11 protein-coding genes are annotated in these 15,503 nt (G+C 66.9%); 6 read left to right on the top strand and 5 right to left on the bottom strand.

Annotated features, from left to right (window positions below):
- Positions 1 to 4 precede the first annotated feature (4 nt).
- The 5 genes from ACIG47_RS13135 to ACIG47_RS13155 all read left to right on the top strand — a co-directional run bounded on the left by ACIG47_RS13135 (position 5) and on the right by ACIG47_RS13155 (position 5,129).
- Positions 5 to 958: an HNH endonuclease gene (locus ACIG47_RS13135; protein WP_397431240.1), complete on the top strand. Its 954-nt coding sequence runs from the start codon at positions 5 to 7 to the stop codon at positions 956 to 958.
- Positions 959 to 1,231: 273 nt separating this feature from the next.
- Positions 1,232 to 1,657: a DUF6234 family protein gene (locus ACIG47_RS13140; protein WP_397431242.1), complete on the top strand. Its 426-nt coding sequence runs from the start codon at positions 1,232 to 1,234 to the stop codon at positions 1,655 to 1,657.
- Between the two features lie 450 nt (positions 1,658 to 2,107).
- Positions 2,108 to 2,524: a hypothetical protein gene (locus tag ACIG47_RS13145; protein WP_397431245.1), complete on the top strand. Its 417-nt coding sequence runs from the start codon at positions 2,108 to 2,110 to the stop codon at positions 2,522 to 2,524.
- Between the two features lie 172 nt (positions 2,525 to 2,696).
- Positions 2,697 to 3,323, top strand: a complete 627-nt coding sequence (locus tag ACIG47_RS13150; protein WP_397431248.1) for a hypothetical protein — start codon at positions 2,697 to 2,699, stop codon at positions 3,321 to 3,323.
- A 219-nt stretch (positions 3,324 to 3,542) separates the two neighbouring features.
- The gene (locus ACIG47_RS13155) at positions 3,543 to 5,129 is read left to right on the top strand and encodes an SLC13 family permease (protein WP_397431250.1); all 1,587 of its coding nucleotides are present in this window, start codon (positions 3,543 to 3,545) and stop codon (positions 5,127 to 5,129) included.
- A 147-nt stretch (positions 5,130 to 5,276) separates the two neighbouring features.
- On the opposite strand, the gene ACIG47_RS13160 is transcribed toward ACIG47_RS13155, so the two are convergent.
- Both ACIG47_RS13160 and ACIG47_RS13165 read right to left on the bottom strand, forming a co-directional pair.
- Entirely contained in the window at positions 5,277 to 5,576 is a 300-nt protein-coding gene (locus ACIG47_RS13160; protein WP_397431252.1) for a hypothetical protein, read from the bottom strand.
- A 591-nt stretch (positions 5,577 to 6,167) separates the two neighbouring features.
- Complete coding sequence (locus tag ACIG47_RS13165) at positions 6,168 to 7,769, bottom strand: DNA cytosine methyltransferase (RefSeq protein WP_397431253.1); 1,602 nt, start codon at positions 7,767 to 7,769, stop codon at positions 6,168 to 6,170.
- 156 nt (positions 7,770 to 7,925) lie between these two features.
- Here ACIG47_RS13165 and ACIG47_RS13170 point away from each other — a divergent pair, with 156 nt between their 5' ends.
- Positions 7,926 to 8,402 carry a very short patch repair endonuclease gene (locus ACIG47_RS13170; protein WP_397431255.1) on the top strand — a complete coding sequence of 159 codons (477 nt, stop codon included), beginning with the start codon at positions 7,926 to 7,928 and terminating at the stop codon, positions 8,400 to 8,402.
- A 22-nt stretch (positions 8,403 to 8,424) separates the two neighbouring features.
- Here the strand turns inward: ACIG47_RS13170 and drmB are convergent, their stop codons facing one another.
- The 3 genes from drmB to ACIG47_RS13185 are packed head-to-tail and all read right to left on the bottom strand — an operon-like array spanning position 8,425 to position 15,495.
- Positions 8,425 to 10,497, bottom strand: a complete 2,073-nt coding sequence (gene drmB / locus ACIG47_RS13175; RefSeq protein WP_397431257.1) for a DrmB family protein — start codon at positions 10,495 to 10,497, stop codon at positions 8,425 to 8,427.
- A complete protein-coding gene (locus ACIG47_RS13180) occupies positions 10,497 to 13,751 on the bottom strand; it encodes a helicase-related protein (RefSeq protein ID WP_397431259.1) in 3,255 nt (1,084 codons plus the stop codon). The genes drmB and ACIG47_RS13180 overlap by 1 nt, the downstream gene beginning before the upstream one ends.
- Positions 13,744 to 15,495 (bottom strand): UvrD-helicase domain-containing protein, encoded by a 1,752-nt coding sequence (locus ACIG47_RS13185; RefSeq protein WP_397431260.1) that lies wholly within the window; start codon positions 15,493 to 15,495, stop codon positions 13,744 to 13,746. The genes ACIG47_RS13180 and ACIG47_RS13185 overlap by 8 nt, the downstream gene beginning before the upstream one ends.
- Positions 15,496 to 15,503: the final 8 nt, after the last annotated feature.

Here is a 15,503-nt window from a genome sequence, read left to right on the forward strand (position 1 = left end):
GCGCATGGATGCGACTGGCGCGCGACGCGGCTGGTTACTGATGACCAGCGACGGCGGCACGGCGTACAACGATCAGCTCGGGATCGAGTACGTCTACGACAGCAAGGTCCAGAACCACAAGAACGTGCGGCCGGGCGACCCGATCGCGCTGTGGGACGGTTCGGTGCTGCTCGGAATCTCGGTGGTCGAGGACATCGCTGAGGTGCCCGCCACCAAGACGATGCTCCGCTGTCCCACGTGCGGGAAGACGCGGTTGAGCTCGCCGTCGGAACGCAGGCCGGTCTTTCGGTGCCCGAACTGCACGGCGGAGTTCACCGTGCCGCGCACGGACACCGTCCCCGTCACGAGGTACACGGCACGCTACGACGCTGCCTGGACGTCGCTGGACGGGCTCCTCCGCAAGACCGAGATCGTTTCTTTCGTGCTCAAGAGCGGAAGCTTCAACTCGATCCGGGAGCTCGACTGGCCGGCCTTCCAGCAGGCTCTGACCGGGACGACCGCAGAACGCGCCGTGCAGAGGGTCGTCAGCCGGACCGCCGACCTGTCGTGGGAGACACCTTCGGAGCCGCGTCTCGAACTCGTCGGCGGCTTCCGGCACTCGCTGGTCCGGGTCAGGCGCGGGCAGCAGAAGTTCCGCGAGCACATCTTCTCCAGCCAGGGCAATGTCTGTGCCTTCACCGGTGCCGCTCCCTCGCGGGTTCTGGAGGCGGGACACCTGTACAGCTACGCGCAGCTCGGGCAGCACGTCGAACATGGCGGGCTGATGCTGCGCAGGGACATCCACCGGCTCTTCGACGACGGGCTGATCTCGGTGGATCCGGGGCGGCTGCGGATCGACGTCGCGCCTGAGCTGGGCGAGTATCCGCAGTATCAGCGGCTGCACGGGCGGGAGCTTGAGGTGTCCGTTCGGGAGCGGCAGGTCGAGTGGCTGGAGAAGCATTGGCGGGAGCATCGGTAGCCGCCGAACAGGTGGTCCCGCCCGACGCATACCAGCAGCGAACAGGCACACAGTTCGACCGACCGCGAGCGGTGGCCTGTCCGTGGGATCCCCCCGACAGGGCTCTCGTCGAATCGGTGGTTCAGGCGCTGGCCGCCGACACTGGTCGAGCTCGCCGGGATGCTTCCGATCGTCCCGGGGTGGTGTCGACCTGGGGTTGACATGGGCCGCGCAGCCGCGAGCGCCGTCGACTTTGCGAGCCTCTACGCGATGGGAGGCTCTAGCGTGTGGCGGATGGAGCGGTCGCTCGAGGAGAACCCCACGGACCGGCGCGGCGGGTGGGCACCGGTGGTCGAGAAGGTTGCGTCTATTGGCTCGGTCCTCGCGATCATCCTCGTGTTCTACAACTTCATGTCCGCGTACCTGTGCTTCTTCGGCACGGAGTGCACGCCCGACGCCGAGCAGATCACGACCTATAGGGTGACGGCCGTCGCCACAGTAGTGCTCGTTGTGGTGGCCTTCGGGTCCGCCCTGCGCAACCGCAGGCGGTGGACGCTTTTTTGGCACGGGCTGGTCGCGGTTGCCGCCGCCGCTGCGCTAATTCTGTTCGCCGTCCCGCAGATTCGTTGGGACGACCCACGGCCTCTGCCCCAGGTCAGAACCTTCGAGAACGGAGAACAGTGCTATACGGGTGGCACTGGGTTCTGCCAGGGTGGCTGAGCAGAGGTCCTCGAGGCGGGCGCGAGGTCGTCGAAGGACACTGGTGGGCACGGCAGCCTGAGCCTGGATCCGGTCGACCGGCCAAGTGTGGACGAGCGACAGATCAGACATTGGTCATGCGGTTCGGGCTCTGCGAAGGTTCAGTACGTCGCTGTTCGCTGCGCCCAACGGCTGGTCGCGGGCGGCGCGGTCGCCTCGACCGGCGACTCCTACGACGACGCCCCGGCAACCTCCTCCCGCAGGTGACGGAGGAGAGTCATCGCCAGCAGAAGCGGTACCTCCAACACGGGAGCTCGCGGAGGATCGTGTGGGTAAGTTGGGTTGGCTCATTCGTAGAGCTGACCCACCATCCCCAAGCGGCCTTACCTCACCACACAAAGCAATGCAACAGTAATGACTTCACAAACATAGCCTTGATCCCCGATGCAGCCGCCTCCTACGGTCCACGCCATGGCGACGATGGTGCGGGATCTGGTGAGGTTGACGTGGCGCTACTGGGGGTTGGCTGCGCTGGTCGTCGCTGCGGTCGGGTGGCTGACGCGAGATCTGGGATTCGGAGCGATTGCGGGCTTCTCGCTGTTGGGTCTGTTGTGGCTGCTCTTCCAGGCGCCAAATCCGTGTGGTGCGCCAGTCCGCGCCGCGGGCAAGACCTGCCGCAACAACGCCAGAGGAGTCCTCCGCGGCTGCTACCTGCAGCAGCACAAGTGGCAACGGATCCGGACGCTCTTCGTACATCCTCGCCTCCGCGAGTGCTTGAGGCAGCTGTTCGGTAATGCGAAGACGGGCCTCGCGAGCCTCGTCGCGATCGTCACGCTGGTGTCCACAATCATCAGCACGATCCTGTCCTTGGTGCCCGCCAGCGCGTGAACCCTTCCGGCTCGAAGCACGCTTTCCCCTTGTGGAAACTCGCACGGCCTTCTGCGCACCGACCCGGACGCCGTGACGACCGAGCCCCACGGGCGCGAGGGGCTGCGCAACGAGACATGAGGCTCAGAGGACTGACGTGATGTGGCACACGCCGGAGCGCTATCGTCAGCGCGTGTCGTCGCGCCGCGAGTTCCATGTCGTTCGCCCCGAGCTGCCGAGTCCGATCAAGGTCGCAGCGATCTGCTCGGTACTGCTCGCCGCCGGAGCCGGGATCATCGTCTGGGTCTCTCTCGACCCCCAGGGACCCCTGTGGCCGGCGTCGGCACAGCGCGTGATGGCATACGTCATCGCGGCCCTCCTCGTCGTCGTCAGCATCGCTGTGTTTCTTCTAGACGGGAAGCGAAGGCGACGTGTGCCGGACCAGGCGCCCGAGCTCGTGCTCGACGAGCAAGGATTCACGGCATGGGGCGGCCTCCGGGTCCGCTGGCTCGACGTCACCTCCTGGGAGGTGTTCCACCACAACACGGCCTATGACGACGACGTCCCGGAGGGTCATCCCGACTACACCGGCCCGACGCAGGTGGACGAGTTCCTCATCCTCGTCCACGTCGACCACCCCGAGGCGCTCCTGCGCCGGCTCGCCCCCGATGTCCGTGCCGCCTACGAGGACGACGCCTTCGGCGACGACGAACGCTTTTCTACACCGATCAGGATCGGGGCCGACGGCCTGGACGCTCCCACCGACGAGGTCATCACCGAGTTCGAGCGCTACAGCAAGACACCGCCACGTTCCCGGTGACAGAGCGGTTGCCCCACATCGTGCTCAGCGCTGCACGCACGCTCACCGCGCTCTGAACGACTCCGCTTGGTCCCGTCGACAGGACGCGGCCCCAGGGTGTGACCTGGCTGACGATGACGGCGTCGACGGCAACCGAGAACATAGCCTGTCTCCGGACGACGCCGGCACAGCCCACGCCCGAAGGAGCACCACGATGTACGACGAGTGCCGAGGACCGGCATGATCGACCCGCTCGTCGCGACCTTCGCGATCCTGGCGCTGGCGGTGCTCGGCTTCGCGACCAACCGGATACCGCTCGTGATCGTGGCGATGTTCGTCCCGGTGGCGCTCTGGGCCACGGGCGTGCTCCCGCTGGGCGAGGCCCTGGCCGGGTTCAGCGACCCGATCGTCCTGTTCATCGCCACCCTGTTCGTGCTCAGCGAGGCGCTGGCGACGACCGGGATCACCGCGTGGATCGGGATGCAGCTCGAACGCTGCTCCACGCTCGGGCGCACCGGCCTGCTCGCGACGATGGTCGGCGGGACGGCGCTGCTCGCCGCCGTCATCAGCATCAACGGGGCGGTCGCGGCCCTGCTGCCGGTCGCCGTCGTCGCCGCCGCGCGGGCCGGCGTCGTGCCCTCGAAGATGCTGATCCCCGTGGCGTTCGCAGCGAGCGCCGGGTCGATGCTGACGCTGACCGGCACCCCGGTGAACGTCATCGTCTCGGAGCTCGCCGCCGAGTCGGGCGGCCGGGAGTTCGGGTACTTCGAGTTCGCGCTGGTGGGACTCCCGCTCGTCCTTGTCACCATGTTCCTCGTGGTCACCCTCGGCGACCGCCTCCTGCCGGAGCGCGCTCCGGAGCGACTTGTCGACGTCGCCGGCGACCCCCACGAACGGGTGCGCTCGTGGCAGGAGAGCTACGCCGCGGAGCTCGACGCGGGCCGGCTCTTCACGGACTCCGCCGGGGTGGTGGAGGTGCTCATCGCGCCGCGCTCGACCCTGATCGGCCGCCGGGTCAGCCCGGGGATGACCACGCGGGACGAGAACCTCGTCGTCGTCGCGCTGCGCCGGGCGACCGACACGCCGAGCGGTTCGTCGTCGTCGGCCCCGCTGCCGCTGCAGGCCGGTGACTCCGTGCTGGTGCGCGGACCGTGGGACGCGCTGCACCGCTACACGCAGTCGCCGGACGTGATCGCCGTGGAGGCTTCGCAGAGCCTGCAGCGCAGCGTGCCGCTCGGGGCCGGCTGGAAGCGGTGCCTCGGGGTGCTGGTCGCGGCGATCGCGCTGCTGGCGACGGGCGCCGTGCCACCGGTGGTCGTCGGCCTGCTGGCGGCGGGGGCGCTCGTGCTGCTGCGGGTGATCACCGTGCCCCAGGGGCTGCGTGCGGTGTCCTGGGACACGGTGATCCTCATCGCGGCGCTGATCCCGTTGTCGGCGGCGTTCGTGTCCTCCGGTGCGGCGGACATGCTGGCCGAGCTGCTGATGCGGTTCACCGGGAGCGCGTCGCCGCACCTCGCGCTGCTGGCGCTGTGCGCGCTCACGCTGGTGCTGGGGCAGTTCATCTCGAACGTGGCGACGGTGCTGGTCATGGCGCCGGTCGCGGTGTCCTTCGCCCAGACGCTGGACGTGAGCGTGCAGCCGTTCATGATGGCCCTCGCGGTGGTGGGGGCCGCCGCGTTCCTGACGCCGATCGCGACGCCTGTGAACCTGATGGTGCTGCAGCCCGGGGGTTACCGGTTCGGGGACTACTGGCGGCTCGGGCTGCCGCTCGCGCTGCTCTTTCTCGTGGCGGCGGTGTGGTACGTGCCGGTGGTGTGGCCGTTCTGAGTGACGGGCTGCAGTACTGGAAGAACTCGACGACTCGGAAGGTCGTTGCTTTCCGGGCGTCGAACCGGTACCTCCCCACAAGTTGGCAACCGTACGGAGAGCTCGAGGTACCGCCAGTACGGGGTGGGGATCTCGCGGCCACACCAGCTATAGGTCGTGCCGCCAGTCCTCGAGACGCGAGTGGACACTCACGTAGTTGATCGCCATGTGCTCCTGGGCGTCCGCGTCGTACTGTGCCAGACATGCCTCAGCGGCCGACAGGTCAAAGAACGCACCCACCTGGGCGATCATGGTGTCGTCCTCGGACCGCAGGACCACTTCATAGATCGTCTCGGGCGTGCGATAACCCTTGGGCAGCCGCATGAAGTACGACCGCCAGGTGCGGAAATGCCAGGATCCAAGGCGTAGACGTATCCGCCCCAGGCTCTGGACCTCGAACTCGAACATGTCGTGAGCGTAGTTACCGACCGCTCACCCACGAACAACAGTGACACGACCTCCCAGCGCTGAAGACCACTGCTCGGCGGCCGCCTGCGTAAAGGCGGTGTGGCTCGCACCGAAGTTCCGGCGTCGCAGCGAAGAACGCAGTCGAGCTGCCAGGCCGGCTCGACCGGGTCGGCTCGGATCCCTTGCCCCGCCACCACCCCCACCGTACGGTTCTGCTGGGTTACCGGGGGGTGGGGCGGACGATGACTACGACGTCGCTCACTGGCGCGCAAGACCCGGCACCCGTCATCGATCCACCCCCCGCCCACAGGGAATGGTGGCAGCATCTGGCCGAGCGCCGCAGCCGATGGCTGGCAGCACACCCGCGCTTCGCCCGCACGTGGACGGTGACCCGCACGGTCGTGCTGGCCGGATCGCTGCTCTCGCTGCTCGGACTGTGGCTGTTCCTGCCAGAACTGCGCCTGGGGATGCGCGCCTACCTGGGCTGTCTCTGGGTCGTGGTCGCGTGGTTCGCCCTCACGCGGACCAAGACGCTGACCACGAGCACGCAGCTCTTGACCCACAACCAGCTTCGATCCACCAGCCCTGGATCTACCGCCTTGGAACGATGTCCTGTGCTGACGCAATCCCTCGGAGCTCTTCCTCCCTGCGCTCGCCCGCACGCAGATACTCGTATATCGCCTGGGCGATCGCTCGACCAAGCGGAATGGGAACAGCGTTTCCGATCTGCCTTGCGATCTCAGTCTTGGAGCCACTCCACAGAAAGTCGTCCGGGAAGCCCTGTAGGCGCGCCGCCTCGTAGTGCGTGATCGGACGATGCTCCGTCGGGTGAAGGTAGCGACCTTTCTCGGGCTTGAAGAACTCGGTCCGGACGGTGACTGACGGCCGACCAAGCCGAAGCCGCCCCATGACGTCACCAGACCCTGAGTCGTGCTTGTCCCAGGAAGCTGTTGAGAGATAGACGAGCGTGGCTCGGCGATCCGCGCCATTGTCTTCGACAACCACCCCGTAGGCCTCGGCCTTGTTGCGTCCAGACCGTCCAGGGAGAAGGTGGGGCACGGCATCGAACTGCTTCACCCGATAGGTACGCGTGCCCAGCACCCCGCCATCAGCCACCTCGGTGTACGAGCCCGACAGTACAAGCTTCCCGTCCGCGCCCCGGTACACGGTGTCCTTTTGGAGCAGAATCTCTTCGCCGTCGTCAAATCGGCACCAGTAACGGCCGCGCAGATTCTTCCGATTACCGTCGGGAGGGATTGCCCTGTAACGCGCAATCGATACCGGCTCCGGTGCCCGAGTGAAGTGCAACTGATCCGTCCTGAACGGCCCCACTCTCTCGTTGGTCGCTGCGACGGACCTTTGGTGCCCAGGCAGCGCCGTGCTGCTCAGGTCCAGCTCCCGCGTGTGTGCGAATAACTGGTCGATCGCGTTCCAGGGCTCTTCTGTGCCGCGCGGCTGCACCAGCCCCTCAAGCGTTGACCGGTGCTTGAGGGCCGCTTCGGAGTGCTCGCGTTTCGGATACCTCATCGAACCGATGAGAGAATTGACGTCGGTTCGAACGCCGATGACGATCGCTCGCCGTCGCGCCTGCAGGGCGCCGTAGTCTGCCGCGTTCAGAAGATAGTTGCGAGCCCGGACCTGCTCGGAATCCTCTGGCTTCGTGCCCGGTGATTCCATCAACACGTACTTTCCGCTCAGGTCCCCGCTGCGAATCCGCGCCTTGAGATCCTCGAACTCGGGAGACCTGACGAATCGGTCGACGTTCTCGATGACGAAGACCTTCGGCTCCAGAGCGACAACTATGCGGATGAACTCCTGCCAGAGGGTGTTCCTCTCAGCTCCGACCTTGTTCCGGTTCAGTCCGGAGAAGCCTTGGCAGGGAGGCCCGCCGACAACGACTTCGATCTCTCCCTTCGCCCACGGCGGCGTCCAACCGGTGATGTCCCTGCAGAAAACCTGGGTCGGCTCGTGTGGGTGCTTCCGCCTCCGTGGCGACGCAGCGCCGAAGTTCATCGTGTACGACGCAGCGGCCGCAGGGTCCCATTCGACCGCGCCGACGCTTCGGAACAGAGGTGGAGCCGTCTCGTCCATGTGCTTCAGCCGGAACTGATGGAAGCCCTCGGTGAGCCCACCACACCCCGCGAACAGGTCCAGCACCGTGATCTGCCGGGGGATGTCGGGAGCACTTGCCATGGGTCGAATCGTAGCGCCGGACACCGACATCGTCCCTGCCGGCCTTGGTGTGAAATGCGATAACACCTCACCACACTGATCCGTGCTGAGAGTTCTCCCAACCGATTGGGGTCAGGGCCGAGCAACGTGCTCAGGCTCCACCGATAGCGTGTCCCCATGGCCGTTTTGCGTCCCCATCCCGGTGCGTCGACCCCGGACGTCAGCCGCCGCATGAGCGCCGCGCGCCGCAAGGACACCAAGCCGGAACTTGATCTCCGCCGCGTGCTGCACGCCCGTGGCCTCCGCTACCGCGTCACCTACCGGGTACCTGGCAAGCCACGACGCACGATGGACGTCGCATTCACACGTACCAAGGTTGCTGTGTTCGTCGACGGCTGCTTCTGGCACGGCTGCCCCGAGCACGCGACACAGCCCAAGGCGAACGCCGGGTGGTGGGAGCTGAAGCTTCGGACAAACATCGAGCGCGACATCGACACCAACCAGGTGCTCGCAGCTCAGGGCTGGACGGTGCTCCGGTTCTGGGAGCACGAAGACCCAGAACAGATGGCGGACGCGATCGATGTCGTGGTGCGGCCGCCCGCCGGGACCACACCGGTGCATCAGCTGACGCGGTCACCCGACGACCAATCCTGACCGGCACCGGGCGACCGGACCGTCACCGTCTGAGAACGCTGGAGACCAGATCTACGTCCGCCGGCAGGACCGTCCAACCCATCTCTTCGAGGCGGTCGCGGTCGGCGTCAGCCAGGCCGTCAAGATCGACCAGTACCCTCAGGTCTGCCCAGACCATCGGCACGACGACACCTTCAACCTCCGTCCCGATCTCGGGAACAGGCAGGTCGGGTCGCGCCACCACCAGTCGCGACGCGAACTCCGTCTCCTCCGGCGTCGCGAGGGCTGCTGCCAGTGTGTCGGCCCATGCCGGTGGCATGGGGGCGGACGCGGCCGAGGGCACCACTACCGGTCGTCGGGAGCTCACGACGACCGCGTCAAGTGTCCGCAGCGCCGACGCGCCAAGACCTCTCTCCGGCTTGTCCGGGAGACCAACGACCATCAATCTGTCCAGGAACTGATTCCGGTGCTCGCAGCTCGTCTCCGGGGCAAGGACACAGGCATGGCAGGCGGCGAGGTTCAGGGCGTCCGTCCCGGTCGCCCCGGTTTCGGCACAGACAGGATCGTTGGAGCACCAAGTGGCGCGCTCGAGGGCGTTGCGCAGAACCGGAGCAAGCCGCTCAGTCGCGGCGAGCGCGGCAAGGCCACCGAGACTGCCCGCGGAGTCAGAGGAAGCCGTGTAGATCAGGATCCCGGCCTGCCCCGGCAGGGCGTACACACGCTCACGGATCGAACCCTGGGGGTAGCCGGCGTCGAGGCTGAGCTCCTTGACCAGCAGGTGCGCGAGCGTGTGCAGCGCGACGAACCGCGCGTGCACCCGCTCCGACGTGGTCTTCATCGCGGCATCGCGCGCGTCCTGCGCCGCGCGAATGCTGTCCTGCCTGGACTGCGCGAATACACCTCCCTCCCAGCCCTCGACTGCAGCTTCGTCGAGCCGGATGAAGATGCCCTCGCCCATCACCTCAACGGCGGGCAACCAGTTCGAGCTCTCTGCGGACAGCTTTGCCGTGCGCGCCGAGCCTGCTTCCGACTCCACCGGAGTCACGCGGGAGAACCCGGAAAGTACGCGCACCTCGCGGAGGCGGTTCACCTGGGAGACCTGGGCGACCAGCCCGTCGAGCGACGGGTCCACCCCGAGCGTCGTGCATTGAAAGGTGTCTCGGTTGGAGCCGTTGTGCCCGGCCTTGAGCGCCTCGTACTCCTGGGTTCGCAGGACATCGTCGTCGGGCGCGTCGTCGACCGCCAGCCCGAGTCGCTGCCGTACGACGTCGATCACGTCATCGACCGTGATCTCCTTCTCGTCCTTCGTCGTGGCCTCGACGGTCGCCCTCACAGCCGCCTCACCGGCGTTCTTGAAGAGCGGCTCGAGCAGGCCCCAGTGCTTCGTCACATACTGCGCCGCGACGCTCGACCAGGGTGGGATCGAGATGCTGGAGCGCTGCACGGGAAACCACACGTTGGACGCACCGCGCTGGAAGACCCTCAACGGGCGATCGCAGTCAGGATCGTTCGGGGTGGCGTTGAGCCACGGTTTGCTCCCCGAGCACCTCCGGATACCTTGTAGAGCTCCGGCGCTGAAGGCACCCTCAAGGTTGTAGGGCCTGACACCGCATGTGCAGGACACGACGATCGATGAGAGCGACGAGGACGTACCGCTGGCCCTCAGGCTGAGCTGGTGCTTGGCGCCTTCCTCCGTGTCCTGCCCCCGGTGCACCCACTGGAAGTAGGGGAAGTCCTCGATGTGCCCGTTCTCGCAGCAAGCAACGAACCGGGAAGGCGTCAGGTCGCGGGAGCACTCCCCACACGTCGTCGCGCCCTTCTTGCCACCGAAGGTCCAGAAGGGCGCAAGGCGTCGACAGCCGGAGCAGTAGTACCACTCAGGAAATCGGACGGCGGGCACGTCGCCCCGCCTCCGACCAGTCGGCGGGGCATGGAAGGTATGGACGCCGAGCGTCCTGGCGAGCCGGGGTTCCTCAACAGGCTGTGCATACGTGGTGTCCCAGCCGTCGATCCCGCCGATCATGTAGCTCGCATCGGCGTCAGGGAAAAGGGATCCCACGCCGTAGGTGGTCACCAACTGACTCTGACGCGCCTTGGGCTTGTCTCCGATGAGCATCACTTCACCCGCTTCCGCGTCACGATTCGCAATGTGCTTTCCCGGTCGACGTTCCGGAGGCTGGTGAGGGTTGGCCAAGCAGGTTCGTCCACGGGGAAGAACTCGGCGGGCGGTACCTCGCTGGAACTTCCGAACGGCGAGCCGCCCGCAGGAACCATGAGGGCGCCCTCGGCGTTGACCCAACCCTCGTACTTCTGCACCCGGTCGTGGTCCACGGCTTCGGACCAGCTCTCGACGAGATCCTCGAGCGCGGCGCGCACCCGCTTCTCCGTCTGCTCGGGGTCGTGCGCGACAGACCTGGCTCGCGCGGCGATCACGTCGACGATGCCGTCGAAGGCGTCGGAGACGGCAGGCACGCCGGCCGACGTGCTATCGGACGCCCCAGCAACCGAGTGCCGGGCGAGAATCACCAGCAGCCCGTGCAGTGCACGGTCGAGTGCACGGGGCGCGAACGGTGTCGCCCCGGTCGCCTCGACCTGCTTGTACAGCGCTCTGTGGTAGGTGGTAAACGACTCGTAGTGCGACAGGTCGCGCGACTTCGCCGCGTTGAACATCGTGACCACCAACCCAGGATGTGCACGACCCACACGCGACGTCGCCTGGATGTACTCCGAGGTCATCTGCGGTTGGCCCATGACGCTCATCAGGCCGAGACGATCGACATCGACGCCGACCGAGATCATGTTCGTGGCGAGGACAATGTCCGGGCTCTCCTTGCTCGGGTACGACGTTGCCAGCCGATCGAGCTCATCGGGGATCTCACTCGACCGCTTTCGGGACGTCATCTCTCGAGGGTCACGGATCTTCCGGACCCTGTGCCCAGTTCTAGCTGCGACGACTTTCATGCGGTCCGGCACATCGTCGAGGGACTGGATGTAGGCAGCGCCGAGAACTCGCAGGCTGTTGAAGTAGCCGAGCATCGACCAGTAGGCGTCACGCACCTCGTCGGAGGCGTCGAGTTCGGCACCGGCCTGGAGCAGTGCCGCGTAGACACGGACCAGGAGCGTCGCGTGGCTGGTCGACGGCGCCATCACCCCAACGTACCGGCGGGTGGGCCGGTCCTGGGGGCCGGCGTCGACGGCGAAGAAGGAGTCCCTGGCATCAAGACCTGGTGGCGGGAACTGCTGGGCGTCGCGGTTGAAGACGGCCTTCACCTGGGCGGTCGCCCGGCGGATCGTGGCGGTGGACGCCACCAGCTTCGGACGGACGCCGCTGTCCGTCGTCGCGAGAGCATCGACGGCGGTCTCGTAGAGGCCCACCAGCGTGCCGAGCGGACCGCTGATAAGGTGCAGCTCGTCCTGGATGATCAGGTCCGGCTTGGCGTCGTGGAACGCTCCCAGGACGACGCCGGCCTCGCCTCGCCAGGCAAGCATCGCGAACTTGTCGACCGTACCGATCACCAGTGACGGACGGGCCGTATAGACGTCGGTGTCGACAAGGTGCACCGGCAGCCCGTCGCGGAAGTCGCAGGCCTCCGCCTGGCACCGGACGGTCAGCCGGTCCGCGTGGACATCAGCGTCGTAGGCATCGACCGGGAGCTGCGCGCCGCACCACGGGCAGCGCAGGAGTTGGCGTGGATTGCCCTCGTCGCTCGGCTCGTCGCCGTCCCGCATCTTCTTGAGCGCTTTGGCAGCCTTCTTGACGTCGTTCGGCGTCGCGCCCTGGCCCACCCACAAGCCGATGGAGAACTCCGGTGCGTCCCTCGCTTCGCGTCTCCGCCACTCCTCAAGGGCGCAGATGAGACCAGCCGCTCGCTCGAACTGCTGAATCGTCAGAAGCCGCAGGGTGTAGCGCATGAGGACCCCGACGCCGGCACCACCCTCAGGGCCGCCGCGCAGACGCCGCAGCACCAGGACGAACGCGATCAGGCCGAGGTAGGCCTCTGTCTTGCCACCACCGGTCGGGAACCACAGCAGGTCGGCGACATCGCGGTCGGCGTGCTGCGGGTCCGCCAGGCCGACGAGGTTGAGCAGCACGAACGCCATCTGGAACGGTCGCCACTGGCCTTCGATATCCGGCGGCGTTTCCAGCCCCGCACGAACCATCGCCTGCCGTACCCGCTGCTGCTGCATCACCTCGTTCATGACCCGGAAGGCGCGGGCCGCATCTGGGTCTCGGTCGAGCAGCGCGATCCCCTCACGCATACGGGCGACCGCGCGCCGGGCGTCGCCAAGGTGCCGCTGCGCCGTCCCGACATGCCTCGCCTCGAGGTCAGGAACGCGGGTCGCCTGGCCGGCAATCCACTGTTCGTAGACGTCGACCAGTTCGACGAGTGCACTTCGGTCGTCACTCGCGCCGAGCGTCTTCATTCCAAATGGGGAAACATCGGACCGATCAGCACGCGCGAGGCGCAGATCGTGGCTCGGGAAGAACGTCGTCTCGACCCGCGTGACGAACGAACTCTCCTCCCATGAGACTGCACACCCGTGACCGACGGCAAGGTGTCGCTCGGTCCGGTACAGCAGCTCACCGCCCCGCTCGTCGTCGTCCTGGTAGGCGCGGTTTCCGGACGGTCGCCGGTCGACGAACTGCCCGTCGGGGGTGGTGACCACCAGACGAGGACGGAACCAGCACTCCGCGTCGGAGAACCCCTTGCTGCGCCGGGGCAACGTGTTGACCAGCACAACGGTGACGCTGACGGTCTCGCCCTGCTCGGGCCGGACCACCGAACGCAGCACGAGGCCCTCTGCGACGTTCCACTCCTGGTCGGTACCGGCACGCGTCACGTCCAGCGTGAATGTCACCGACTCCTGCGGGACAACCCTCCACAAACCTTCGTTCGTACTCGCGGCCCGAGTCTCCGCACTCTCCGTCGCCTCGGTCCCCACGTCGGCGGCTGCCTCGCCGAGCAGGGCACGGCGTTCCTCAGCACGTCGGACCAGCTCCTCCCGGGCTTCCGCCAGCTCGTCGGGACCGGTGATCTGGCGGTAACGGTCGGCCGACACGGTTACCTCGACCAACGACGTTTCCGCCGCGACCGAGAAGGTCAGTCCCATGGTCGACGGGTACCGCATACGAGCCAGCGCCACCGCCGGGTCGTTGGCCGAGTCGGCAGCCATCCCTGCATCGGACTCGTCGTCGTCACGCACGTCGTCGATCGGATCGTCCGATCGCGGGTGCAGGATCCCGACGACGAACCGGGACAGCGGCGCCTCGGTCAGCAGGTCATCGGCGTCCCCGGACCCGAACAGGTCCGCGACCAGCGCGTCGACCATGGCAGAACGAGCCGTGTACCAGGCATCAAAATCAGTCATCGTCCTTCTCCGTCCCCCACCTCACGTCGAGCATGCCCGCGGCCGTCACACCGAGCCACAGGCCGCGGCGTCCGACACCTTCCTGAGCCGGTTCCCCGGCGACGGTCACCACGTCCTCCACCCTGGCACCCGCAAGTCTCGGCCACGGAAGTTTTCCCGAACTGCGCTTCTCGGCCGGCCCGACGCGGCGGGCGAGTGCCGTTCCGAAGGCCTCTCCCGTGCGTCCTACCACGACACCGTCGTGGAGCAGCATGTACGTCGGGAGCCGGAGCGTCGACCGCCTCGGGTCAAGGGTGAGATCGAGCGCGTCGCCCGACCGGACCTTCGTCGCGAGGTGCTCCTGTGTCCAGGCGGGATCGGCCCCCGGTGGCGCCGTCGTGTCAAGGTCGCCGGTCCGAAGCTCGAAGCCGAACGTCTGCCATTTCTCACGGCCAGCGAGGTACCAGCGGTCTTCACGGTGCCTGAACACCTTGCTGCGCGGTCCGTCGGCGCGCACGATCCGGTCACGTGCCCGGGTGAGGGCCACAAAGCGTCGGCGACGTTCTGCGTCCGGATCGCGCTGCTCCTGCTTCCCGTACGCGACGAAGTCGACGAGCACGACGTTGTCGAACTCGAGACCTTTCGCCCGGTGGACCGTGGACACGATCAAGCCGTCGTCCTGCCGGTGAACCAATTGGGGTGGGAGCGGTCGACTGCCCGCCAGTCTGCGTGCCAGACGACCCAGGTCGAGCTCGTTGCCCCGCGACCCTGCGACGATCCGCAACGCCCGCCACAGGTCGGTCGGGTCATGATCCTCCGTCAACGGTCCGAGCCGTTCGAACAACTCCTCCTTCCGGATAGAGGCCGGTTCCCAGTCCGCGAGCGCATCGGCGATCCACCGTGCCAGGACGCGTTGGTCCGCCCGCCGCCGGAGGCGAACGGGAGCGCCTGCTTCGCCGATCAGGCGAGCGACGAGCATCGCCTGTCCGTTGGTCTCGGTGAGAAAGGCAGTCGTGCCGCTCCAGGCCTGGGCGATGCGTACCACGTCCGGTACCGCGCCTGCGTGGACGGCCTCTGCCTCGAAGTCTTCGAGGTCGTCGGTGCCGGCCAGCACACCATCGCGCAGCCGTGCTGCACGCCTGGCATCTCGTGTACGAGCGCGGTACTGCCCGTTCAGGACCTTGCGCTCCACGTCTCCCTTCGTCGAGGCCTCTGCAAGCAGCGCTGCCGAGGTTGTGATGGACCGGTCGTCGAGCTGGAAGTCGTAGATTGCCTGGGCGAGGTCCCCGAGAAGGCTGAACCCTGCATCGTCATCCAGGACGTCGAGGATCGTGAGCAAGAAATCAGCTCGAAGTCCGACGACATCCTGGACCTCGTCCACGACGAGGTACCTCACGCCATCGAGCCGGTCCCAGCCCGCCTGGCGAACGAGTTTCGTAGCGGCCTGAACCCGGGCGTCGAAAGAGAGTCCGGTCGGGTCGTCGTCAGAGGCGTCGTGAAGGATCTCCAGCGCAAGCGAGTCGATCGTCTGGACGGTCACCGGGTCGAGGCCCTTACGGGCCAGACGCGCCGTGGCCGCGTGGACGGCGGCGTTCGAAAAGCTGATGACGAGGATCTCGGTGGACGGTTCGAGACCCTCCTCCACCAGGTGCTCGATGAGGGCGGACACCACCTCGGTCTTTCCCGAGCCAGGCCCTGCAACGACGATCTGGCGGGTCTCCGCCTCGATCGCGACAGCAGCGGCCTGGTCCGGGTCAAGTGCCATCACCGCAG

This window comes from Promicromonospora sp. NPDC052451, from assembly GCF_044547525.1.
In the GTDB taxonomy this organism is placed as follows: Bacteria; Actinomycetota; Actinomycetes; order Actinomycetales; family Cellulomonadaceae; genus Promicromonospora.